The organism is Paenibacillus amylolyticus, from assembly GCF_050990605.1.
Classification (GTDB): domain Bacteria; phylum Bacillota; class Bacilli; order Paenibacillales; family Paenibacillaceae; genus Paenibacillus; species Paenibacillus amylolyticus_H.
The window spans coordinates 4200123-4224553 of the sequence record NZ_CP158832.1 but is presented as its reverse complement, the minus strand read 5'-3'; the positions used below and the strand labels follow the sequence as shown (position 1 = coordinate 4224553).

Genomic DNA, 24431 nt, shown 5'->3' with positions numbered 1-24431 from the left:
ATGATGAGGATTAGGAAGGTGCTTACAACATGTCGATTCGCATTATCGTGCAAGAACCAGATGAGGTACTCCACAAGAGAGCCAAAGAAGTAACCAAAATTACACCAAACGTACAAAAATTGCTGGATGATATGGCTGACACCATGTACGACGCAGAAGGTGTGGGTCTTGCGGCACCACAGGTCGGCATTTTGAAACGTCTGATTGTAATTGACGCAGGTGATGAGCAAGGGCTGATTAAGATGATTAACCCGGAGATCATTGCAAGTGAGGGAGAGCAGTTCGGACCGGAAGGATGTCTGAGTATCCCTGGAATTAATGGTGACGTTCGTCGTTTTGAGACTGTGACGGTTAAAGGTCTGGATCGTGAAGGCAAAGAGTTGATTATTACGGGTAGTGGCTTGCTGTCCCGTGCATTCCAGCATGAAATTGATCATCTGGATGGCGTACTGTTTACGGATATCGCCGAGAAAGTGTACGAAATTGCAGCCGATCAAACGGGACCGCGTCGTAATTAAGGAGTGATCGATTTGAATATTGTTTTTATGGGAACACCTGAATTTGCAGTTCCTTCTCTCGATATGCTGATTGCAGAGGGGTACCATGTGGTGGGTGTGGTGACTCAGCCTGATAAACCGCAGGGACGCAAAAAAGTACTTATGCCAACACCGGTTAAGGCCGCGGCAGAACGCCACGGTCTGCCGGTGTTTCAACCTGTTAAACTGCGTGATCCGGAAGCCGTAGCCCGCTTGGCTGAATGGAAGCCGGATCTGATCGTGACCGCGGCATTTGGTCAGATTCTGCCCAAAGCCGTGCTGGATATGCCTGTTCGCGGTTGTGTGAACGTGCATGGCTCTCTTTTGCCGAAATATCGCGGAGGAGCCCCGATCCAGCGTTCCATTATTAACGGGGAATCCGTGACAGGAGTCACATTGATGTATATGGCTGAAGGCCTGGACACCGGAGATATGATCTCGCGTGTGGAACTGCCGATTACGGATGAAGATACATCAGGATCGATGTTTGATAAATTAAGTGAGGCTGGTTCCAAACTGCTTCAGGCAGAAATGCCACGATTGATTGCAGGCGAGACAACGGCGGTCCCTCAGGATGATGCCGAGGCTTCGTATGCTCGCAATTTGACTCGGGAAGACGAGAAGATGGACTGGAATCGGACTTCACGCGAACTGTTCAATCAGATTCGTGGCCTTGTGCCATTTTCGGGTGCATTTACGATATGGGATGACCAGGTCTTCAAAGTCTGGGCTGCGGCTAACCCCGATCAGGTGGATCTGGAAACTTCATCGGATGCTGGACAAGCAGAGCCAGGAACAGTGCTGCAATTGAACAAGACAGGGATTGAAGTTCGTACAGGTAATGGATCTCTGTGGTTGACTGAGGTGCAGCCTGCAGGCAAAAAGGTGATGAAGGCTGCTGACTTTGCCCGTGGCGGTACACTGAAACCTGGAACGGTGCTGCGATGAGTGGTAACATACCGGGTCGTTCGTCAGGACAAGGTCAGAAAGCTTCCGCAAATGCAGCCGGACGCGAAGGAAATCGTCGTCCGAATCCGGGGAAATCGGGTGGCGCAGGAAATGCTTCCGCTAATGGTGCATCTCGCTCCCAAAAACCCAAAACATCTGCTCGTGCCTTGGCAGTCAAAGTTCTGAGTGCTATTGAGCAAGATGGAGCATACAGTAATCTGGAGTTGAACCGTCGTCTGAAAGAGGCGGATTTGAGTCCGGCAGATGCTGGACTAGCTACCGAATTGGTGTATGGAACAATCGCCAGATTGAATACACTTGATTATTATCTGGAACGTTACGTCGCCAAAGGAGTATCCAAACTGCAACCATGGGTTCGCAGCCTGCTGCGGATCAGCGTATATCAGATGATATATCTGGATCGTATTCCCGAGCATGCCGTGGTGAGCGAAGCGGTTAATCTGGCGAAGAAACTGGGTCATCAGGGAATCTCGGGCATGGTGAATGGTGTACTGCGCAATATGATCCGCAATCGGGATGAACTTCGTATTCCAGAGAATTTGCCCGTTGCCGAACGTATTTCACTGGAGCATTCCCACCCGTTATGGATGGTTGAACGCTGGATCGCCCATTATGGCGCGGAGACAGCGGAAGCCATCTGCCGTGCGAATAATGAGCCTCCAGCAGTGAGTGTCCGAGTCAATACAACAATGACCACACGGGAGAAACTGATGCATGAGATGGCAAGCACAGGTGCAATCGTTGAAGCTTCTCGCCTGAGTTCCGATGGAATTCTTGTACGCAGTGGCGGGAATATGGCACTAACGTCCTGGTATCGGGACGGCTTGTTCTCTGTACAGGACGAAAGTTCCATGCTCGTAGCTGAAGCAGTTGCGCCTGAAGAAGAACAGCTTGTATTGGATTGCTGCGCAGCTCCAGGTGGTAAAACAGCTCACATGGCTGAGAAAATGCACGATCGCGGTCGTATTGTCGCGAACGATGTACATGCTCATAAGCGCCAGTTGATCCTGGATCAGGCGGAACGTCTCGGTCTGAGTTGCATCGATGCTGTAACTGGAGATGCGCTAGATCTGAACGAACGGTACCCGGAAGCGTCGTTTGACCGCATTTTGCTGGATGCACCGTGTTCAGGTCTCGGTGTTATTCGCCGCAAACCTGATGTGAAATGGACCAAATCTGCAGAAGATATCGAAGATATCGCAGGCTTGCAGCGTGAACTGCTTGATCGTGTTGCACCGTTGTTAAAACCAGGCGGCATTTTGGTTTATAGCACGTGTACAATTGAGCCTGCTGAGAATGAGGATATGATTGCAGACTTCCTGAATCGACATCCGGAATATCGTCCAGCAGAAGCATCCGTCTGGTCTGAATCGGAGACAGCGAACTTGAAGGTTGTGAACGGAGGCGTTCAGATTTTGCCACAATACGCTCACAGTGACGGATTTTTCATCTCACGGTTGACAAAAACAGCGGAATAACAGTTTAATAGAGCACGGAAGCATGACCGCCGAGGGGAACTTCGGCGGATTTCTTTGTGATGGGACTTCAATGTAATTGTCAGAGAATGTGATGACAGGGTGCGATGGCGGCATTGAGATGTTATAATGCATGAAGTACAGATATCAAGGGTATACATGGATGTAACGTGGTCTTTGTGATAGAATAGGATGAATGGAACGAAAAGAAGGAAGCCAACGAAAAGAAAAGAAGGAATAGGTGCTGACAACAAAATGAAACCTTTTATATATGATTATTCTCTGGAACAACTGCAGCAATGGGCTGTGGAGAATGGGGAGCCGGCGTTTCGCGGTGGCCAAATCTTTGACTGGATTTATGTAAAACGCGTGAATGATTTCAGTGAAATGACCAATCTGTCCAAGCCATTGCGTGAAAAACTGACAGAGCAATTTGAATTTGTAACGCTTAAGGAAATTACCAAGTTTGAATCCAAGGATGGAACGGTTAAATTCCTCTTTGGTCTTCATGATGATCATGCCATTGAGACAGTAATCATGAAGCATAACTACGGGAACAGCATCTGTGTAACCACACAGGTTGGTTGTCGTATTGGCTGTACGTTCTGTGCATCCACATTGGGTGGTCTCAAGCGTAACCTTACAGCCGGGGAGATTGTTGCCCAGGTTGTACAGGCTCAGAAAATTCTGGATGAACGCGGCGAGCGCGTAAGCAGCATTGTAATCATGGGTTCAGGCGAACCTTTCGAAAACTATGAAGCAACGATGACTTTCCTGCGCATTATGATCCATGAAAAAGGGCTGAACATTGGTCAGCGGCACATCACGGTATCAACGAGCGGAATCGTTCCGAACATCTACAAGTTTGCAGATGAAGACACACAGATTAACCTCGCCATTTCGATCCATGCACCGAATGATGCACTTCGTTCGAAATTGATGCCGGTTAACCGTCGTTTTCCTTTTGAAGACGTGATGGAGTCCCTGCGTTATTATCTGGCCAAAACAGGTCGGAGAATTACGTTCGAGTATGCACTTATTGGTGGGGTAAACGATCAGCCAGAACATGCGGCAGAACTGGCAAGTGTGCTCAAGAACATGTTGTGCCACGTGAATCTGATTCCGGTTAACCATGTACCTGAACGCAAGTACGTAAGAACATCGAGAAGCGACATTTTCAATTTTCAGAAGATCCTCTCGGAACAGGGTGTTAATGTAACCATTCGTCGTGAACAGGGACATGATATTGCTGCCGCTTGCGGTCAGCTTCGTGCAAAGCATATGGAGTTGAGGTGAGAACGTTTTGATCAAAACAGTTCATGTGAGCCATATCGGACGAGTGCGTTCGGTGAATGAAGATTCAGCCTGGATTCGTAATCTCGATACAGGATATATTCTGGGTATTGTTGCCGATGGCATGGGTGGACATCTTGCAGGAGATACGGCAAGCCGCTTGGCAGTAGAGACGTTGGTACAAGATCTGGGAACACTGGAACCAGGTCTGTCACATGCGTCTCTGTCTGCAGCTTTAAGCGATGCTATTTTGCATGCCAACGAAGTTATCTTCCGTACGGCATCCACAGATGACAAGTATCACAACATGGGAACAACGGTGGTTGCGGCATTATTGAACGATACGGAAGGTGTTATTGGACACATCGGGGATAGCAGAGCCTACAAAATTGCGAACAAAGCTGTGATCCAGCTAACCGAGGACCATACACTGGTGAATGAATTGTTCAAAAATGGTCAGATTAGCAAAGAGGATGTGTCCCATCATCCACGTCGCAACGTGCTGACTCGTGCGCTTGGAACAGATGCCGAGGTGAAGGTAGACCTGGATACCGTCAAGCTGGAGGAAGGCGAAGTTCTTCTCCTGTGCAGTGATGGTCTCAGTAACCTGGTCAGCAATGAGCAGATTATTCAGGTTGCCGGCAATCTGGAACTGGCATTGGAAGATCGTGCAGATCGACTGCTTCAGTTGGCCTTGCTTGCTGGGGGAGACGACAATATCACGGTTGCTTTGTTCGAGTTGCAGAAGGAAGGTTCCGTGGATACGGAAACGGGGTGTGAGTCATGATTGGGCACCAGCTAGGCGGACGCTATGAAGTGATTGAGCGTGTCGGTGGTGGCGGCATGGCTCTTGTGTACAAAGCGCAGGATCTTCTGTTAAACCGGAATGTAGCGATTAAAGTCCTTAGACAACAGTTTGTGCATGACGAAGAGTTTATTCGCCGTTTCCGCAGGGAAGCACAATCGGCAGCATCGCTGTCTCATCCGAATGTAGTTAGCATTTATGACGTGGGGCAGGAAGATGACGTTCATTATATTGTCATGGAGTATGTGGAAGGCAAAAACCTGAATGAAATTATCAAAGAACGTGCCCCTCTGCAGGTGGACGAATCGGTGCGAATCGCTTCCCAGATTGCAGATGCTCTTGATCACGCACATCATAATCAAATCATTCATCGGGATATCAAACCCCACAATATATTAATTGGCCGGAATGGCCGTGTGAAAGTAACGGATTTCGGGATTGCCCGTGCGGTTACATCTACAACGATTACGCAGACGGGCTCTGTAGTCGGTTCTGTACATTACTTCTCACCAGAGCATGCCAAAGGCATCATTACTGGAGAAAAATCGGACTTATATTCTCTTGGGATCGTACTCTACCAAATGCTGACTGGGCAACTTCCATTTCTGGGTGAAAGTCCAATCAGTGTGGCATTGAAGCATTTGCAGGAAGAGTTCGATGAACCACGCAAATTCAATCCATTGATTCCACAAAGTGTGGAAAATGTCATCTTGAAATCCATGCGTAAAAATCCGCAGGAACGTTATCAGTCGGCCAAAGAAATGCAGACCGATCTGGAAACTTGCCTGATGCCGGAAAGACGTAATGAAACGAAGATTGATTTTCCGGATGAGGATGATATAGACCAGACTCGTGTTATGCCAGCCATCAAGCCTGAACCTCGCGGAGTTACATCGACAGGTGCAGTGCCTGTGATGGAGTCTGACGAAGAAACTGGCAAGGGTAAGGCGAAATCGAAGAGCTGGAAGAAGCCAGCGCTACTCATTTCATTAACCGTTCTTATTCTAATCGCCATGGTGGGCGTTGTATGGTATGTCAAGGGTATGCTGGTTGTACCTGAAGTAACCGTGCCTAACGTGATCTCTCAGACGGAAGAAAAAGCTCGGGAAATGCTTGAGGAGAAAGGACTCGTCGTCAGTGATGAGGTCATCCGTATGTACCAAGAAGGTGTCGAACCCGGTATCGTCTATGAACAGAGCAGAAAAGAAGGCGATGTTGTCAAAGAAGGTTCCGAGGTCCAGATCAGTGTTGGTGCAGAAAAAGAACTGGTGAAGATGATTGATGTCAAACAAGAGACTTATGATGAGGCTGTCAAGAAGCTGACTGCGCTTGGCATCAAGGAAGATCAGATTCAGCGGAAAGATGACTTCTCTAATGATGTGGCTTCAGGTTCTGTTATTTCCCAGACACCGGGTGTGAATGAGGAATTTGATCCTGCTGTAGTTCAGATTGAGTTAATCGTAAGTAAAGGTACGGAGACGGTCAAAATGCCTGACCTGAAAGGCCTTACCCGCAGTGAAGCCGAAGAAAAATTGAAATCTGCTGGACTTGTGCTTGCTCAGGTGCAGGAGGAATCAAGTTATACGGTGGACCAGGGCAAAGTGACGCAGCAATGGCCTGTGGAAGCGGGCGCAGAGGTTAGTCCTGGCGATAAGATTACAATCTTTATCAGTACAGGGTATCCGCCCGAAGCGCTGCAATATCCTTTTAATATCAATGTATCACCCAAAAAAGAGGGCAAAAACAGTAAAATCCGTATCACATATGAAGACGCACGCGGCAAGAATCAGGAATGGGGAACACGCACGGTGAACTCAACCCAGACCTTGACCATTCCACTTGTGCTAGCTCCAAATGAAAATGGGGCTGTGTCCGTATATCGTGATGGACAGTTCCTGGATACGTATCTTGTCTCCTATAGTGAAGCCAAAAACGGAACAGTGAATGTACCTTCCATTGACCCGGAACAAAACACGCAGACGCCGCCGCCAGAAAATGAGCCTGATCCAGGTGAAGGTAGCGTAGATGAGGGCAGTGTTGACCCCAATCAGGAAGGTGAACCTGAGTCCACACCGGCTGACGGTGAAGGTGACAGCGTAGATGAAGACACCTCTGCCATGAATAATGGTAAGGGACACGGCAAGGAAAAAGAGAAGAAGAAGGAAGTCATTAACGCATCAAGCCGTCCATAAGGGCGGCTTATGCTGGCGTCTGGATTAAATGTACCATCATCAAAGGGAGGGCGACGGAGCTATGCCAGAAGGTATCATCGTTAAAGCGCTAAGCGGTTACTATTATGTCATGCCAGTGGAAGACAACGGGGTTCCTTCGGTTGAAGGTTCCGCCGTTCAATGTCGAGCCAGAGGTATCTTCAGAAAACGGGGAACGTCACCGCTTGTAGGTGACCGCGTCAGCTACATGTTGACTGAGAACGGAGAAGGAACGGTAGATGAAATTCGGAAGCGTGAGACAGAACTCATCCGTCCTCCGGTAGCCAACGTAAGCTTGGCTGTTCTCGTATTCTCTGTGAAGGAACCGGATATGAACCTGAACCTGTTGGACAAGTTCCTTGTTCACATCGAGCAGGCGGGGCTGGATGCACTCATTGTGTTGACCAAACTGGATTTGGATGATCCAGCCAAAGACACTGTTGCTGAAGTGAAAGCATTGTATGAACAGGTTGGTTATGAAGTGATCTCCACAAGTTCACGTACCGGTGAAGGCAGTGAATTGCTCAGAGACCGTCTCGCTGGTAAGATCAGCGTATTCTCCGGACAATCCGGTGTAGGCAAGTCTTCGATGTTAAATGCATTGATGCCGGGCCTGACGCTGGAGACAAATGCGATCAGCATGCGTCTAGGACGAGGGAAACACACCACCAGGCACGTGGAGCTTATTCCGTTGGATAATGGTGGATTTGTTGCGGATACGCCAGGATTCAGCCAACTGGACTTTCTGGAGATCGGTGTGGAGGAACTCTCCACTTGTTTCCGGGAATTCACCCAGTTTGCAGATCAGTGCAAATTCCGAGGTTGTACCCATACACATGAACCCGGTTGTCGTGTGCTTGCGGCCAAGGAGGAAGGTCTGATCTCCGAAAGCCGATATCAGCACTATGTGCTGTTCCTGACCGAAATGAAAGATAAGAAGCGGAGGTATTAACATGATTAAAATTGCCCCATCGATATTATCAGCTGATTTTGCCCGCCTTGGTGCGGAAGTTGCAGAAGCTCAAGCTGCAGGAGGAGACTGGATTCATGTTGACGTTATGGACGGTCACTTCGTCCCTAATATTACGCTTGGACCTGCGATTGTGAAGGCGATCGCTCCACATACAAGCTTGCCGCTCGATGTGCATTTGATGATTGAGAATCCGGAGCGTTATGTTGAGGAATTTGCCAAAGCGGGTGCAGCGGTAATTACCGTTCATGCTGAGGCTTGTGTACATCTGCACCGGGTTATTCACCTGATCAAGGAGCAGGGAGTGAAGGCAGGAGTTGCTCTTAATCCAGGAACGCCAGCGTCTGCCATTCTCGAAGTTTTAGATGATGTGGACATGGTTCTTGTTATGACGGTCAATCCTGGATTTGGCGGACAGGCTTTCATCTCGGGTACCATGAACAAAATTAAGCAGATTCGTACATGGTTGAACGAAAAGGGACGCCATGATGTACATATCGAAGTAGATGGCGGAATTGCAGCTGATACAGCCCCGCTTGTAGTGGAAGCTGGAGCAGATGTGCTCGTTGCTGGGAGTGCCGTATTTGGCCGTGAGGATCGTGCTGCCGCGATTACTGAAATTCGCAGTAGCTACGGAGGCTGATCTATGACCCTCAAGGAGACACTGTGGACGATGGCTGCGAGTCTCGTGACGGGACTTGTGCTTGCTTTGTTTGCGGTTATTCAATCCCCGTTTAATGCCATAACGTCGTTAATCGGGGTGGGCGTTGTTATTATGTATTTCCGCAAATTTGATCGTACGGGACATCGGGTTACTTTTGTCATATTCAGCATACTGTATTATGTACTGAGTGTTTTCATGATCGCTGTCTATCAATATATTCCTGCCCAAACGTAAATGACCTGATCTTCGGGCTTGTCATTGTGGAATAGGGATCGAAGGTTCCGCATAAATATGGTTACATGAGCAGGTTTCTCATGTAGCCTTTTTTGTCGTGTTTGAGGTAAAGAAGGCCTGAAGCATAGGATACGGCGGACGCATGAGCATGATGGGGAGGGTGAATTATGAAATTTTACACATTCAAACTGCCGAAGTTTTTGGGAGGGTTTGTAAAGGCGATTCTTAATACGTTTCAAAAGAACTGATCCGATTGATAAGGTAACAGGGAATACCGCCGCTTTGGCTCAGGCTTATCTGGAATTCGTACCTGCGAAGCGCCAAGCGGCGGCCATTCACATGTTAATGAGCGTATTCAAGACTCACTTTTTTGAATACCAAAAAAGCACCTGCAAGGAACAAGGTGCTTTTTGCTTACCCGATTTATAGTAGCTTTGCGTGATTATACGCGAGTCACTTTACCGGCTTTCAGTGCACGGGTGCTTACGTATACACGTTTTGGTTTGCCGTCAACGAGAATGCGGACCTTCTGAACGTTTACGCCCCAAGTACGACGGTTACGGTTGTTAGCGTGGGATACGTGGTTACCGGTGCCCGGTTTCTTACCTGTCACATAACATTTGCGAGACATAGATTACACCTCCTATCCTAAAATAACCAGTTGCCTTCAGAAACGAAAAGTCATTCCATAAGGACTAAATTGTTCTTCCTGATCATACAGATCAGGTTTCAGTAGCTAATGGCGTTGTTTAAGCCGGCATGAACCGGATCATTTCCATTACTTAACCTGCATAAAACAATACTTGAATATAATATCATAATTAAAAAAGCTTCGTCAACTGATCCAAAAACTTTATTTATTTCTCCTGTCTAATATAGTACAATGTTGAATAGTCCATAATACAGTGGTGAACAGGCTGTTGCCGTGAGGAAGTCGGAGAATAAACCGTACTTAGAGGTCGGTGGTCTGCTTTTTGGCAACGCTGTGAGCTGCGGCATTCCATCATTGGCACCAGTCTCCATGCGGCATTCATGCCGGCTCTTGATACCGGTGCATATCCGTATGCCCCGAAGTTAGGGATGCAGAGAGTGCAGGATATTGGTAGCCCGGCCGCCCAGACCGTTAATCCGGCTGACATGTTGTATTGTATTCCTGTGCCGGACAAGGTATGGACGAAGAATAACGCAGTCCGCGTTAGCGCATGAACAGACCAGACACATCTTGGTGCAAGGTGTTCGTGTATCAAGCTAGGAAGGGGAATTCTCACTTGAGTATACGTTCTTTAAATGGAACAGATTTCACCGCAATGGTACTTGCCGGAGCGGAACAACTTGGACAGCATGCAGAGCACGTCAATTCCCTGAATGTTTTCCCTGTGCCGGATGGCGACACGGGAACGAACATGAATTTGACAATGAGTGCAGGAGTTGCAGAGATTAAAAGAAAAAGTTCTGCCTCCATCGGCGAAGCTGCCGGTATTCTATCGAAAGGCCTGCTTATGGGCGCACGGGGGAATTCAGGAGTTATTCTGTCGCAATTGTTCCGTGGTTTTAGTCGTTCAGCTGCTCCCTATGAGGAACTGAATACGCTCCAATTTGCAGCAGCCCTGCAAAACGGTGTTGACGCAGCTTACAAAGCAGTCGTAAAGCCCGTTGAAGGGACCATTCTTACCGTAGCCAAGGAAGCGGCGAAACATGCCAACTACTACGCAAGACGGACGAATGATATTACTGAATTAATGAATGAAGTTTTGTTAAAAGCAAAAGAAGCACTGGCAATGACTCCGGAATTGCTTCCTGTACTGAAACAGGTTGGTGTTGTGGATTCAGGTGGTCAGGGGCTTGTATATATCTACGAGGGCTTTATGGAAGTATTGCTGCAAAGTGACGGTGTGAATCGTACTTCGCTGAACAAAGAAGTAACCCCATCCGTGGCAGCAGCATCTGCTTTGAAACCGGCTGCACCGGCAGAAGTGGATATCAAGAAGCCTGCACAGCATCAGGTGATTGCGCCGGAGATGCCATTGTCTGCTCAGGCGAGACTGGAAACGGAAGATATTGAATTCCTGTATGATATGGAATTCTTCATTAGTCGTGAGCTTGGAGAGAACGCAGGAGTGGCATTTGATGATGAAGCATTCCGGAAAGCGTTGTCAGTTAATGGAGATTCGATCATTATCATTGCTGATGATGAAGTCATCAAAGTTCATGTCCATTCCAAAACACCAGGCGATGTATTGAACCTGGCGCTGCATTATGGGGAGATTACACAGATTCATATTCTCAATATGCGTGAACAGCATCGGGATCTGCTGACAGCAGGCATGGACATTGCTCCATCACCTGAGTTGTTTGCAGAGATTCCACCTGAGGCAGCGCGCAGTATGGAAGAGGCTGTGCTTCCTGCAGATGAGATGGCACCGTATGGTTTTATTGCGGTATCCTCCGGTGATGGTATTGCAGAGATTTTCCAAAGTCTTGGCGTTGATGTTGTTCTGTCCGGTGGACAGACGATGAATCCAAGTACAGAGGATTTTGTAAAAGCTGTCCGTTCCATTGCTGCGGAGCAGGTATTTATACTCCCGAATAACTCGAATATTGTACTGGCTGCGGAGCAGGCACGTGAACTGCTTGAAGATGAGCGCCGAATTACGGTTATTCCTAGCAAGACCATTCCACAGGGAATGGCGGCTGCTTTTGCTTTCCAGGAAGATGAGTCTGCGGAAACCAACCGTGACCAAATGTTGGAGGCAATTAGCCGGGTGCAGTCCGGTCAAGTGACTCATGCGGTTCGGGATACACAATATGATGAATTGGATATCAAAGCGGGACACTATATCGGTATTCATAACTCCAAAATTGTAGCGACGGATGAAGCCATGCTTCAAGCATGTGAAGGTCTGCTCAAGCAGATGATGGAGAGCGGAGATGAAGTGGTGACGATCCTTGAAGGGGACGAAGCTGCCCCTGAGGTTACCGCTGCCCTCGCTGCGTGGCTTGAAACACAGTATCCTGATGCTGAGGTAGAGGTACATCGTGGAGGACAGCCTGTGTATTATTATTTGTTCTCCGTAGAGTCCTAATAAAGGTTGTTCAAAAAGTACCAATTGATCACGAAGTAGCTCACGAAGCAAACTCGACATCGAATCTTGCGTTCACCTTCGGAGTCCGGTGCTCATGTAGGTTTGCCTACACTCCGCTCCTCCTCCTTCAGGTTCTCGCAACCTTCTCGGTGCTGAATCGTTGACTTTTTGAACATGTATTAATAGCACTCTAGCGAAGAGGAGGAGAGTCATGAGCCACAAGGTTGCGATTGTAACAGACAGTACGGCAGATATTCCCGAAGAATTTATTCGCAAATACGGGATTCACATTGTTCCGTTGCGCGTTCTGTTCGGTGAAGAGACTTATGCAGATGGCGTTGATCTGACTTCGGAACAGTTCTACGAAAAATTGAAGAAGGTTTCCGTGTTGCCTACAACTTCACAGCCATCTCCAACTGATTTCATGAATGTATATCAATCACTTCTGGATGAGAACCCGGAACGTCCGATTGTATCGATCCACCTGTCATCCGGCATGAGTGGTACCTACCAATCGGCCATGCTTGGCAAGTCTTTGCTGGAGCGTGAGGGTGACATCACCGTGCTGGATTCGAAGTCGGCATCGTATGGATACGGTCTAATGGTGGTACAGGCTGCTGAACTTGCCGAACAGGGCAAGTCAGCATTCGAAATCGCTGCTGCCATTGAAGGGATGCAAAAGTCTCGTAAATTGTTCTTTCTCGTGGATACTCTTGAGTATCTGCAAAAGGGCGGTCGGATTGGCAAAGCTTCAGCCATCTTGGGAACGTTGCTTAACATTAAGCCGATCCTGTCTATTGATGAAGAAGGCGTGATCTACGCAGTTGAGAAAGTCAGAGGTCATAAAAAAGCAATGGCACGCATTATTGAGTTGTTCCAGAAGGATCTTGCAGGCAAACGGGTTAACCTGGCGGTAGGTCATACCGCTGACCCGGGATCAGCGATCGCTTGTGCAGAGCAGCTGCGGGGTCATTTTACACTGAATGAAGTGATCTATACCAATATTGGAGCCGTTATCGGCAGTCATGTTGGACCTGGTGTCATTGCGATCTTTATGTGGCCTGTTCCGGAATGAGGGATTAGACATGAAATTGGAAGATATATCAGTTAAGCAAATTAACGGCGTGAGTGCTCTCAAAGAGGGAGAGCTTCACGCCTTTGGCATCTCTACTGTTAAAGACCTGCTGGAATACTACCCGTTCCGTTATGAGGATTATCGTCTGCGTTCACTTAGTGAAGTGAAGGATGGGGACAAGATTACGGTCCAGGGACAGGTAATGGGTATTCCTGTATTACAACGATATGGTAAAAAGTCACGTCTTACCTGTAAGATCATGACGGAAGAGTGGATGATTACAGCAACCTGGTTCAATCGCCATTTCCTCAAAGAACAGCTTACCCCCAATCGGGAGATTGTGATTACAGGGAAATGGGAACAAAAACGCATGCAGATGACGGTGACTGACTCGGAGTTTCCCGATAAAGGCGATGGTCGTTCAGGCACACTGCAACCTGTATATTCGGTAACCGGCAAGCTGACGCAACAATGGATGCGGAAAACGATTAATCAGGGATTAGTCCAATTCGGTGATTTGATTCCCGAGATTCTGCCCCAATCCTTGATGAAGAAATACAGCTTGATGCCTCGTAAACAAGCGATTGCGGGGATTCATCGTCCACAGGACAACCGGGAAGGTCAGCTGGCCAGACAGCGGATGGTGTATGAAGAGCTGTTCCTGTTCCAGTTGAAAATGCAGGCGTATCGCGCTCTCAACCGAAATCGCATGGATGGTGTAGTGCATACTACGGATAATACAACGATTCGTGAGTTTGTACGTAGTTTACCATTTGAACTGACAGATGCTCAGAAAAAGGTTGAGCTTGAAATTCTGCATGATATGCGTTCGCCCTATGCAATGAATCGGTTATTGCAGGGTGATGTAGGATCCGGTAAAACGGTTATTGCGGCAATTGCGCTATACACGACTGTTCGCTCCGGTTTCCAAGGGGCTCTCATGGTGCCTACAGAGATTCTGGCGGAGCAGCATGTACGTTCACTGCAAAAGCTGTTTGAACCGTTTGGGGTAACCGTAGGTCTGTTAACGGGCAGTGTAAATGGACGTAAACGTAAAGATCTGATCGCCTCGTTGCAAATGGGCATGATTGATATCGTGGTGGGTACACACGCCCTGATTCAGGAGGATGTTTTCTTCCGTGATCTGGGTCTTGTGGTGACAGACGAGCAGCATCGCTTCGGGGTGAATCAGCGCAGCGTTTTAAGACGCAAAGGATATAATCCGGATGTGTTAACGATGACGGCTACGCCCATTCCACGGACACTTGCAATTACTGCTTTTGGTGACATTGAAGTATCCACGATCTCAGAACGTCCGAAAGGACGGATTCCGATCTCCACGTATTGGGTTAAGCACGATATGATGGAGCGGGTGCTCGGGTTTATATCCAGAGAAGTGGATCAGGGCCGTCAGGCCTATCTGATCTGTCCACTCATTGAAGAGTCGGAGAAGTTGGATGTGCAGAACGCCATTGACCTGCATGTGCAGATGCAGCAGAACTTTCCGAAATATCGTGTAGGTCTGCTGCATGGCCGGATGACGGCTGCGGAGAAAGAAGAGATGATGCGGGACTTCTACAGCAATGATATTCAGTTGCTTGTCTCCACCACCGTGGTGGAGGTTGGGGTCGATGTGCCGAATGCCACGTTAATGGTCATTATGGATGCGGACCGCTTCGGTCTCTCCCAGCTGCATCAGCTTCGTGGTCGGGTTGGTCGTGGTGCGCATGCTTCCTATTGTGTCCTCATTGCTGACCCCAAGACAGAGGTGGGACAGGAGCGCATGAAGGTCATGACGGAAACGGAGGATGGATTCGAGGTATCCCGGCGGGACCTGGATCTCCGGGGTCCGGGTGATTTCTTTGGTACCAAACAGAGCGGACTACCCGAGTTCCGTCTTGCCGATATGGTTGCCGATTTTGCTGTGCTCGAACAAGCCAGAGATGATGTATCCCAGTTGATCTCGGAAGCGAATTTCTGGACGTCTGTGGACTATGCACCTCTGCGTGATTACTTGCAGCAACAGCAAGTGTTCAAGGGTGATCTGATTGACTAAAACTTGGCTTGATAGCGGGTTTTCATATTACCTTTGTAAAAAAAGACAAGTGTACAAGCCCTCCCGACATATGAATAAGAAGTGAGTTCATTCTTTTGGGAGGTGCTATACGTTTTGGGTTACCAACAATATGGAATTAGTCCGCAGCTGGTGGAGCGGATCAAACTAAAGATGAAAAACCCCGCAGTTAAAGAGCGTATCAAAAAGTTGATTGATGGCGTGACCAAGTCTGATCTGCAAGATAAGGCCAAAGTCAGAAGGTTGGTCAAGTCTTCGGCAGTCATTATGAATGAGCATTTCTCTCCTGCGCAGGAGGAGCAGTTTGTTGCGTTTGTGCTTGCTCAGAAGATTGATCCGAACAATACGTTTCATTTGATTAAGCTGTGGGGGATGTTTAGGTAGGGATTCGATGTCATGTTGGGTGGGATAAAGAGCGTTGTTTACACGGGGGCACTACGAGTGCAGTACCATCTTCCGATCACTGTTATCCCCGGATTTTCTGATTTACCCTTTCCAAGGGTAAAATCCGGTGATAAAGGCGAGCGCTTCGCTTCTTCAGATTGGTTCTGCACTCTCCGTTGTGGTGTAAACGAAAGTACTTTAGAAAGACCAAATTACATCGAATGATTGTATGGTAATATTAAGAAGGGGTGTTCCATTAAGTCATGTAGATGACATGATGGAACACCCTTTTTTTGTGGTGAAGAGCAGCAGGGACGAAGATACTCTTAGTAGGATTTAAATTGTGTTTATGTATTTTCATCCGCTGTACTCTTGCTTTTATCCTGGAAAGAGCTGATGAATATTAAAGTTATGATTAAAACTACAATGATAATGCTATTGGAAGGCAATTCTTTTAGTATGTAGTCTTGCACAAGTAAGATTAGGATTGAAATAAATAAAATCATTTGCAGGACAAGCCTTGTTGAGCGATCGGGATGTTGACTTCGTCTGGAGAAAGCATATAGGGTGAGCCATATTAGACTAAAAAGAAAAAATGAACCTAGCAGTAGAATGGCAAACATGTATGAACACCTTTCTGTAATTAATTTCATTAATAATTGGAATAACATGACAACTGATTATAACATAGGTTTTTCTGGGACCGCAGGTTTTTATATAAGTAATGGATGAACCTGGACCATCATATGCATGGTGCTGTCTTGTTGATGTATTTTCACAGGATGGACTTTGCTTTCCTCTGGGGGGAGCGGTAAACTGTTGCATACGAGCATACGGATAATGGTCCCGGATGTTAGGTGAAAAAGGCGTGACTGTGTTGGTATTCATTTATTTCAGACAGATGTGGAGGAAGTAGGGTTGGAGATGTTTACGATGCTGCTGGGTTTATTTGAACGGGCGGCGCTGCTAATTATATTTTTATTCTTTCTGTCGAGGGTGCCGAGATTTAGGCAGATTCTGCAAAAGGGAAAATTAAGGTGGCAGGAGTATATTGCGGTTACCTTGTTATTCTGTGCTTTTGCCATTTTTGGGACGTATACGGGCATTAATGTTGAAGGTTCACTGGTGAATGTGAGGATTATCGCCGTGTTATCGGGTGGTATTTTGTTCGGAGCGCCTGTGGGTATTATTACGGGGATTGTATCTGGGGTGCATCGGTATTTGATCGATATGGATGGAGTCACAGCTATACCGTGTCTAATCACGAGTATCCTGGCAGGTCTGGTCTCCGGGTATATACATAAGTACACGCCCAAGCCTAAGCGATGGATTATCGGTATTGGTGCCGGAATGATCTGTGAAGCGCTCACGATGTTATTGATCCTGCTATTTTCCTATCCCGATCCACTGGGTGCCGATATTGTTTCGAAGATTGCGCTGCCTATGATTCTGGGTGAAGTCAATATTGGGCTGATTGTGCTCCTGGTGCAGAGTGTTGAAGGGGAAAAGGAAATGATTGCAGCCCGTCAGGCGAAGCTGGCACTGGAGATTGCGAACAAGACTTTGCCGTATTTTCGTTCCATCGATGAGGATTCTCTGCGCAAGATCTGCCGGATTATTCAAGAGGATATTCAGGCTGATGCGGTTGCGATTACAGATACTCGGAATGTACTGGCTTATGTAGGATTTGGCGAAGAACGCTATCATATTGGTAATGAAATTATAAGTGAGATGACCAAGAAGACGATCTCCAGCGGGGAGATCACGATCAGTAATGATGTTATTGATGAAAAAACACCGGATATCCACTCGCTGTTAATCATTCCGCTCAAAGAACGAGGAGACATTACGGGTGCGCTCAAAATCTATTATCGCAAAGCGTACAAAATTACGTATCCTTTGCAAACGATGGCTGTAGGTCTGTCGCAGATCATTTCGACCCAGATGGAGGTATCACGTGTGGAAGAGATCAAGGCTGCTGCCAACAAAGCTGAACTGCGTGCATTACAGACAACCATCCATCCTCATTTTCTGTTTAATGCGCTAAATGCGATTGCTTCATCCATCCGAACCAAGCCGGATCGTGCGCGGGAGTTGATTGTGAATCTATCCGGTTATATGCGTTACAATCTGGAACTGTCGGATGAGTTAATTGATATTCATAAGGAACTGGAGCAGGTCCGTAATTATGTAGAGATTGAGAAGGCACGCTTTGGGAGTCGACTTAACGTGATCTATGAGATTGATGAGGTCGCGGTGCATATTCCAAGTCTTGTCATCCAGCCGCTCGTCGAAAATGCAATTATTCATGGCATTCTCAAGGTCAAAGGACCCGGGACTGTTCGAATTCGGGTACAGGATTATCCGGAGTTTGTGCGAATCAGTGTCAGTAATACAGGGGCAGGTATCAGTGCAGATATTATTGAACGTGTCTACCATGACCGTATGCCTGGTAACCAGATCGGGCTATATAATGTGCATCGCCGGGTCAAGCTGATTTACGGACAAGGTGTGACTATTACAAGGCTGGAACAAGGAACCGATATTTTATTTGATGTGCCCAAAGGAGATGTCGTAACAAGGTGATGATGGATCAATGAGAGCTCTTATTGTGGAAGACGAGATTCTGGCAAGTGAAGAATTGAATTATTTAATCCAGGAACATAGTCAGATTGAAGTGGTGGATCGCCTTGAAGACGGGCTGGATGTACTGAAGTTTTTGCAGGAACAAGAAGTGGATGTTATTTTTCTCGATATCAATATTCCCTCGCTGGAGGGCATGATGCTGGCCCATCATATTGGGAAATTTGCAACAAAACCCTATATTGTTTTTACTACGGCGTACAAGGAACATGCAGCAGAAGCCTTTGAGTTGGAGGCATTTGATTATATTTTGAAGCCTTATGACGAGAAGAGAATCGCTGCGATGCTCCATAAGCTGGAGCTCGCATTCAAACGTGATCATACGCCAGTGGAGCAACATGTTGAGGATGGACCAGTTACTATGGTGGACGGATCTGCTGCACAGGGAGATCTGTTACGAGAACGAGATACGAATTCTCATACGGACAGAAGAATTAATCTGCTGCGGAATGACAATATTATTGTTACGGATACGGCAGATATCTACTATGCGGAAGCACAGGAGAAAGTGACGAAGGTATATACCAAAAATGGGGAGTTTACCATGCCAGTGAGCATATCGGATTTTCACAGCCGTCTGCCACAGGATACGTTCTTTCGCTGCCACCGTTCTTACGTCGTAAATCTGTCTCAAATCCGCGAAATTGTACCTTGGTTCAACAATACGTATCTGCTCCGTCTGCGCGATCTGGAGGCTGAAGTACCTGTAAGTCGCGGGAAGGTCAAAGAATTCAGGCAACTCATGCGCATCTAGAAGCATTTCATTCCGCATCTGATGCAACTCATGCTCAAATCGGTGTAATGAATCCCCTTTCATGTATGATTAGCTTGTGAACGCATTCATGCATATGACATCGGCAAAGGGGAGATTACGATGAAAGCAACCATTTCATCCGTTTCATCAACACCTGAATCAACATTTGCACCTACAAAAATGAACCGCTGGCTTATTGTTTTGGGGACCATCATTGTACAAATGGGTCTTGGAACCATCTATACTTGGAGTTTATTTAATCAACCGTTGTCTGATCGTTTCGGATGGGACGTTAGCTCGGTCGCGATAACTTTTTCAATTACCAGTTTTGCTCTGGCATTTGCCACATTGTTCGCAGGACGGTTGCAGGAACGTTGGGGCCTTCAGCGTCTGATCCGTGTAGCCGGGGTTGTGCTTGGACTGGGTCTGATTCTAAGTTCCCAAGTTACTTCGCTATCACTGCTTTACATTTTGGCTGGATTTGTCGTTGGTTTTGCAGATGGTACGGCGTATATTACGTCGCTGTCCAATCTGATCAAATGGTTCCCGGAGCGTAAAGGTCTGATCTCGGGGATCTCGGTCGGAGCCTTCGGTACCGGTAGTCTATTGTTCAAATATGTGAACTCGGCGTTAATTGGTGCCGTGGGTCCTGCTCAGGCATTTATGTACTGGGGCATTATCGTTCTGGTTCTGGTCGTTGCGGGATCATTCCTGATCCGTGAAGCGGTTGTTCGTGAACAGGCTCCGGCAAGCAAGGAAGGATCCAAACAAGTCGTAGCCCGTCATGACTATACAGTGAAAGAGATGCTGCGTACAAAAGAAGCGTATATGCTGTTTGTTATTTTCTTCACGGCGTGTATGAGTGGTCTGTATCTGATCGGTATTGTGAAAGATATCGGTGTACAGCTTGCAGGTCTTGATGTAGCTACCGCTGCGAATGCAGTGGCCATGGTTGCGATCTTTAACACGGCAGGACGTATTATTCTCGGTGCGCTGTCGGATAAAGTAGGACGGATGAAAGTCATCGCTGGTGCGCTGCTGGTTACAGCCGTAGCTGTCATGACACTGAGTCTGGTTCCACTAACCTTCGGGATTTTCTTCGCCTGTGTCGCGGCCGTTGCATTCTGCTTCGGTGGTAACATTACGGTATTCCCGGCGATTGTAGCTGATTACTTCGGACTGAAAAATCAGAGCAAAAACTATGGTGTGATCTATCAGGGATTTGGATTTGGTGCTTTGGCAGGATCATTCATCAGCGCCCTGCTGGGCGGATTCCATCTAACCTTCATTGTGATTGCTGTACTCTGCGCTGTTTCGTTGTTGCTCGCACTGATTATCACCCCTCCAGGTCAAGGTCGTCGTGCACGTCAACGTGAAAAACAGATGAACCTTAAGCCTTCATCACGAGCAAGCTAACAACATGCACCGGAAGTACGGAACAGAGAATATTTCTTCATCTTAAATAGCAAATTAAAAAACAAAGTAAACAAAGCGGTCTCCAGTTGAGGCCGCTTTTTGGTATCTAGGGTATCAGATTGCCAGTCGGTTGACCTATTGGACGATCTGGTTGCCTGCAAGCGTGGTACCTTGTGTGCATTCCATCATTCGCTTCTGTTATACTCTAGGTGAATTCAACAACACCAAGACCAAGTTATGTACCCCAGAGGAGGCATATCATGAAATTCATTAAATACACACAACCTGATTTTGATGATTATTATGCACTGGTATCCAATATGGAAGTGATGAAACAGATTACAGAACGTGTAATGCCGGAGCAAGAGGCGAGAACGCAATTCGAGTCCATGCTGGATTTTAATGAGCGTTCCACTTGTGGCCATTACCGGGTATTTAGTGAAGATGGTGCAGGTGTGGCGTATGCCAAATTGATTCCAGATCAAGAGGACCCGACCAGAGCAGAGATAGGGTACATGATCCTGCCTGAACATTGGGGCAAAGGCCAAGGCACGTCCATAGCGTCGCGGTTGATTATCCAGGCACAAGCCGCAGGCATTGGATCGCTCTATGCCGTTATCGATCCGGCTAACGCTGCTTCCCGCCAGATCTTGACCAGACAGAACTTTGTATCCACCTGGACAGGTGATTACGATGGTCTTCTTGGTGAGATTATGGAGTTAGATCTTCAAATGAAGCGATAAAGGAAGGGTTCTGAGGGTAATCAGATCATATAGGGCATCTTGCATGGATGCAGATGGGACGCATTATCATGATGCATAAGCTCACCATGCACATTACATGCAAGATGTTTGCTTAGATAGAGATGTGGAGGAGATGACATATGAGCAATTCGACCATGGAACGTCTGAATGCATTGCTGCCGGAGTGGCTGGAGACCAGTCGTTTGCACACCGGGCAGGGTAAGGTGGCTTCTTATATCCCGGAGCTTGTCAAAGCCTCTCAGGATGAGCTGGGTATACATATCATGGACGCTGAAGGGAACCATGTGTCGGCAGGGGATTGCGGTGTGCCATTTACGATGCAAAGTATCTCCAAAGTATTTACCCTTATTCTGGCCCTAATGGATCATGGGGAAGAAGCGGTCTTCTTTAATGTAGGAAAAGAACCTACAGGCGACGATTATGATTCGATGATCAAGCTTGAACTAGTCGAACCCGGTATTCCATTTAATCCTTTGATTAATGCAGGTGCGATTACGGTGTCCTCCCTCATTGCAGGTGATTGCAAGGAAGAGAAATCACGCCGCATTCTGGAGTTTTTCCGCAAGCTGGCGAATAATGATCAGCTGGGCTATAACGAAGAGGTATTCCAGTCCGAATCGGAGAGCGGTCACTTGAACCGTTCACTGGGTTATTTCCTGAAGCATAATGGCGTGATCAAGGATGACGTGGAAGATGTACTTGCCGTGTATTTCCGTCATTGCTCCATTGAAGTCACCTGTGCTGATCTGGCACGAATGTCACTTGTTCTGGCTTATGATGGAACAGATCCGATTACGGGCAATGAACTGATTCCTCGCCGATATGTACAGATTGCCAAAACCTTCATGACGACCTGCGGGATGTACAATGCGTCAGGCGAATTTGCCATTGAGGTCGGTTTGCCTGCTAAGAGTGGTGTATCCGGAGGGATTTTGACTCTTGTACCGGGACAATTCGGCATTGGTCTTGTCGGCCCGGCTCTGAATCGCAAAGGAAACAGTATTGCTGGCGTGCACCTGCTCGAGCGTCTGTCCAAGGAATTCGACTGGAGCTTTTTCTAAAAGTTTTCGAAAAAAAGTCATACCCTAAGATGTAGCCGATGAATCACTTATCCGATATTTTGCTTCTTTAGAACGAAGTGAATGGTCAGGATATGTCTCGTCGGCTGCTTTTGGTATTCACCAGAAAGTGTAGGAAGACAGTCCTGCATGGCAACGGCAATGCTGCATCTATCATGGAATATCCACAAGATCGGGGTGGGGATATATCCCTTCAGTCATTGGCTAGGGCCACGTCTGTAATGAGGTTCATCTGAATATCCCGGGACCCATCTTCCATCAGTAGTCTGAGGGTACGGGCAGGACGGTCCAGCCGAAGCACCTGACCGGTGTAACGGATATCATCATGTTCGTGAAACAAGGCAATGGTGACCTTATCTCCAAGCATCATCGAGTTGCTGAGTAACCGGGACATTTCTTCCGCCGCCTGGGCATCCAGGGATGGGCGGGTGCGGGGAGCAAGTTGTTCCTGATGAAGAATGTAGGCTTCCCGGTGTTCGGGGAGCATCATACGTGAGGATTCGAAGATACCGTTTTGCTGCAATTTTTTACTCATTTATAATGACCTCCAATTTTATGAGAACGTTCATGGGCTTGCGCGGACGAGCAGAGGGAGGATGCCCGCATGATGGCGGTCTCTCCGTACCTGCGCTTGATATCATCTGTCGCACGTTCCAGTTCTCTTTTGCGTTCGCGGTCATCGAACCAGGACAGCTGCACTTCGGAATCGGGTACAAGTCCGGTCAGTGACACGCTGATGCGGCGGATGGGTAATCCGTCCCAATGGCGCAGGAACAGAGCTGCTGCCGCATTGTATACTTCATCCGTAATGTTCGTGGGTTCATTCACCTTCATCTGGCGGGAGAAACCGGTTGGCCGATCATAATCCTGTCCGCGACATCCAACCGAGACCACATGGCCCATGAGTGATTTGTCCCGGGAACGCCGACTGACGAGTTCCGCCAGTTCGAGTAGTACGACTTTGATATCTTCCCAGGAGTCATAGTCCCGGGGCAGCGTCATCTGATGTCCGATTCCCTGCTGCTGATGAGCATACGTCCCGGGTTTGACCGGGGAATCATCAATACCACGGGCGATACGCCATAGTACCTCGCCATTCACCCCCCAACGTTCTCTTAGCCGTGACAGTGGGGTCTGGGCCAGATCACCGATCGTATGGACCCCCATCTTATAGAGATGCTGCGCCATGCGGGAACCGACCATGAACATGTCTCGGACGGGTTTCTTCCAAATGGTAGATGGCAGATCGTTGCGAGGCAGCGTGCAGATGCCTCCAGGGACTTTTTTGGCATACAGATCACAGGCCATCTTGCTTACCACCTTGGTGTCACTGATGCCGATCCGAATGTAAACACCCGTCTCATCCATCACCCTCGATTGAATGCTGCGGGCAATCGTCTCGGGACTGCCGAACAGATCCAGGCTTCCGGTGACATCGAGAAACTGTTCGTCAATACTATAGGGTTCCACCAGATCGGTGTAAGACTGAAGGATACGCGTAATATGAAGGGACACCCGAATGTACTCAGCCATCCGCGGGCGAACTACAACAACATCCGGGCATTTGGCGAGTGCTTCGCCCAGTCGTTCTGCTGTTGTAATTCCATAGGACTTGGCGAGTGGGCAGGCCGCAAGAATAATCCCCGAACGGCGCGCCGGATCTCCCGCAACAACGAGGGGGCGGTCTTTGTATTCGGGATGTGCAGACTTCTCCACACTGGCATAGAATGACTGGCAATCGGCCAGCATGATGACACGTCTGTCTTGGCGGGGCATAAGACTTCTCTCCTTATTCGTGATGCTAAGCTCTTCTGTTAAGAAGCAATTAATTTCATTTGAACATTGATAATTAACAGTTTATTTACAGTATGGAACAAGTGTTCTTGTTTTATAAGCATATCCGACAATTCGAAATGCAGCAACCGGAATTATTTTGCAAATTGGACACAATTATGGGTTAGTTATATTAGAGGCAAGAATTAGGAAATAAGATGTGCTTTTTT

At 47.7% G+C, this 24431-nt stretch carries 23 protein-coding genes; 20 read left to right on the top strand and 3 right to left on the bottom strand.

Translation table 11 applies throughout. From position 1 onward, the window contains the following. Positions 1-29: 29 nt before the first annotated feature. The 10 genes from def (at position 30) to spoVM (ending at position 9404) form a co-directional block, all read left to right on the top strand. A complete protein-coding gene (def, locus tag ABTV53_RS18780) occupies positions 30-518 on the top strand; it encodes a peptide deformylase (protein ID WP_145322836.1) in 489 nt (162 codons plus the stop codon). 12 nt (positions 519-530) lie between these two features. Beyond that, positions 531-1484, top strand: coding sequence for a methionyl-tRNA formyltransferase (gene fmt / locus ABTV53_RS18775; RefSeq protein WP_433745203.1), 954 nt, complete (start codon positions 531-533; stop codon positions 1482-1484). Continuing rightward, positions 1481-2983, top strand: a complete 1503-nt coding sequence (rsmB, locus tag ABTV53_RS18770; protein WP_433745200.1) for a 16S rRNA (cytosine(967)-C(5))-methyltransferase RsmB — start codon at positions 1481-1483, stop codon at positions 2981-2983. Before fmt ends, rsmB begins: the two co-directional genes overlap by 4 nt. A 252-nt stretch (positions 2984-3235) precedes the next feature. Beyond that, a complete protein-coding gene (rlmN, locus tag ABTV53_RS18765; protein WP_036614609.1) occupies positions 3236-4276 on the top strand; it encodes a 23S rRNA (adenine(2503)-C(2))-methyltransferase RlmN in 1041 nt (346 codons plus the stop codon). A 7-nt stretch (positions 4277-4283) separates the two neighbouring features. Continuing rightward, the gene (locus tag ABTV53_RS18760; RefSeq protein ID WP_433745197.1) at positions 4284-5060 is read left to right on the top strand and encodes a Stp1/IreP family PP2C-type Ser/Thr phosphatase; all 777 of its coding nucleotides are present in this window, start codon (positions 4284-4286) and stop codon (positions 5058-5060) included. Continuing rightward, positions 5057-7270 (top strand): Stk1 family PASTA domain-containing Ser/Thr kinase, encoded by a 2214-nt coding sequence (gene pknB / locus ABTV53_RS18755; RefSeq protein ID WP_433745194.1) that lies wholly within the window; start codon positions 5057-5059, stop codon positions 7268-7270. Before ABTV53_RS18760 ends, pknB begins: the two co-directional genes overlap by 4 nt. 61 nt (positions 7271-7331) lie before the next feature. Beyond that, the gene (rsgA, locus tag ABTV53_RS18750) at positions 7332-8240 is read left to right on the top strand and encodes a ribosome small subunit-dependent GTPase A (RefSeq protein WP_433745192.1); all 909 of its coding nucleotides are present in this window, start codon (positions 7332-7334) and stop codon (positions 8238-8240) included. Position 8241: 1 nt separating this feature from the next. Continuing rightward, entirely contained in the window at positions 8242-8901 is a 660-nt protein-coding gene (rpe, locus tag ABTV53_RS18745; protein WP_433745189.1) for a ribulose-phosphate 3-epimerase, read from the top strand. A 3-nt stretch (positions 8902-8904) separates the two neighbouring features. Continuing rightward, the gene (locus tag ABTV53_RS18740) at positions 8905-9156 is read left to right on the top strand and encodes a hypothetical protein (RefSeq protein WP_091014322.1); all 252 of its coding nucleotides are present in this window, start codon (positions 8905-8907) and stop codon (positions 9154-9156) included. Positions 9157-9323: 167 nt separating this feature from the next. Next, a complete protein-coding gene (spoVM, locus tag ABTV53_RS18735) occupies positions 9324-9404 on the top strand; it encodes a stage V sporulation protein SpoVM (RefSeq protein ID WP_019424875.1) in 81 nt (26 codons plus the stop codon). Positions 9405-9598: 194 nt separating this feature from the next. Here the strand turns inward: spoVM and rpmB are convergent, their stop codons facing one another. Then, positions 9599-9787 carry a 50S ribosomal protein L28 gene (gene rpmB, locus ABTV53_RS18730; protein ID WP_017687459.1) on the bottom strand — a complete coding sequence of 63 codons (189 nt, stop codon included), beginning with the start codon at positions 9785-9787 and terminating at the stop codon, positions 9599-9601. Positions 9788-10188: 401 nt separating this feature from the next. Between rpmB and ABTV53_RS18725 the strand changes: the two genes are divergently transcribed. The 10 genes from ABTV53_RS18725 (at position 10189) to glsA (ending at position 22410) form a co-directional block, all read left to right on the top strand. After that, positions 10189-10362: a hypothetical protein gene (locus ABTV53_RS18725; protein WP_433745186.1), complete on the top strand. Its 174-nt coding sequence runs from the start codon at positions 10189-10191 to the stop codon at positions 10360-10362. Positions 10363-10424: 62 nt separating this feature from the next. Then, positions 10425-12239, top strand: a complete 1815-nt coding sequence (locus ABTV53_RS18720) for a DAK2 domain-containing protein (RefSeq protein ID WP_433745184.1) — start codon at positions 10425-10427, stop codon at positions 12237-12239. Between the two features lie 211 nt (positions 12240-12450). Continuing rightward, positions 12451-13314 (top strand): DegV family protein, encoded by an 864-nt coding sequence (locus ABTV53_RS18715; RefSeq protein WP_433745181.1) that lies wholly within the window; start codon positions 12451-12453, stop codon positions 13312-13314. A gap of 10 nt (positions 13315-13324) precedes the next feature. Beyond that, positions 13325-15370 carry an ATP-dependent DNA helicase RecG gene (recG, locus tag ABTV53_RS18710; protein ID WP_433745178.1) on the top strand — a complete coding sequence of 682 codons (2046 nt, stop codon included), beginning with the start codon at positions 13325-13327 and terminating at the stop codon, positions 15368-15370. A 114-nt stretch (positions 15371-15484) separates the two neighbouring features. Continuing rightward, positions 15485-15772, top strand: a complete 288-nt coding sequence (locus ABTV53_RS18705) for a stage VI sporulation protein F (protein ID WP_433745176.1) — start codon at positions 15485-15487, stop codon at positions 15770-15772. Positions 15773-16705: 933 nt separating this feature from the next. Then, positions 16706-18358: a LytS/YhcK type 5TM receptor domain-containing protein gene (locus ABTV53_RS18700; RefSeq protein ID WP_433754278.1), complete on the top strand. Its 1653-nt coding sequence runs from the start codon at positions 16706-16708 to the stop codon at positions 18356-18358. 10 nt (positions 18359-18368) lie between these two features. Next, on the top strand, positions 18369-19169 hold the full coding sequence (locus tag ABTV53_RS18695) for a LytR/AlgR family response regulator transcription factor (RefSeq protein ID WP_433745173.1): 801 nt from the start codon (positions 18369-18371) through the stop codon (positions 19167-19169). Between the two features lie 180 nt (positions 19170-19349). Next, a complete protein-coding gene (locus ABTV53_RS18690) occupies positions 19350-20585 on the top strand; it encodes an L-lactate MFS transporter (RefSeq protein ID WP_433754276.1) in 1236 nt (411 codons plus the stop codon). A 260-nt stretch (positions 20586-20845) separates the two neighbouring features. After that, on the top strand, positions 20846-21328 hold the full coding sequence (locus tag ABTV53_RS18685) for a GNAT family N-acetyltransferase (RefSeq protein ID WP_433745170.1): 483 nt from the start codon (positions 20846-20848) through the stop codon (positions 21326-21328). 140 nt (positions 21329-21468) lie between these two features. Further along, a complete protein-coding gene (gene glsA, locus ABTV53_RS18680) occupies positions 21469-22410 on the top strand; it encodes a glutaminase A (RefSeq protein ID WP_421886108.1) in 942 nt (313 codons plus the stop codon). 211 nt (positions 22411-22621) lie between these two features. Here the strand turns inward: glsA and ABTV53_RS18675 are convergent, their stop codons facing one another. Next, positions 22622-22963 (bottom strand): YolD-like family protein, encoded by a 342-nt coding sequence (locus ABTV53_RS18675; RefSeq protein ID WP_421886111.1) that lies wholly within the window; start codon positions 22961-22963, stop codon positions 22622-22624. Continuing rightward, on the bottom strand, positions 22960-24204 hold the full coding sequence (locus tag ABTV53_RS18670; RefSeq protein WP_433745166.1) for a DNA polymerase IV: 1245 nt from the start codon (positions 24202-24204) through the stop codon (positions 22960-22962). The genes ABTV53_RS18675 and ABTV53_RS18670 overlap by 4 nt, the downstream gene beginning before the upstream one ends. Between the last annotated feature and the right edge of the window lie 227 nt (positions 24205-24431).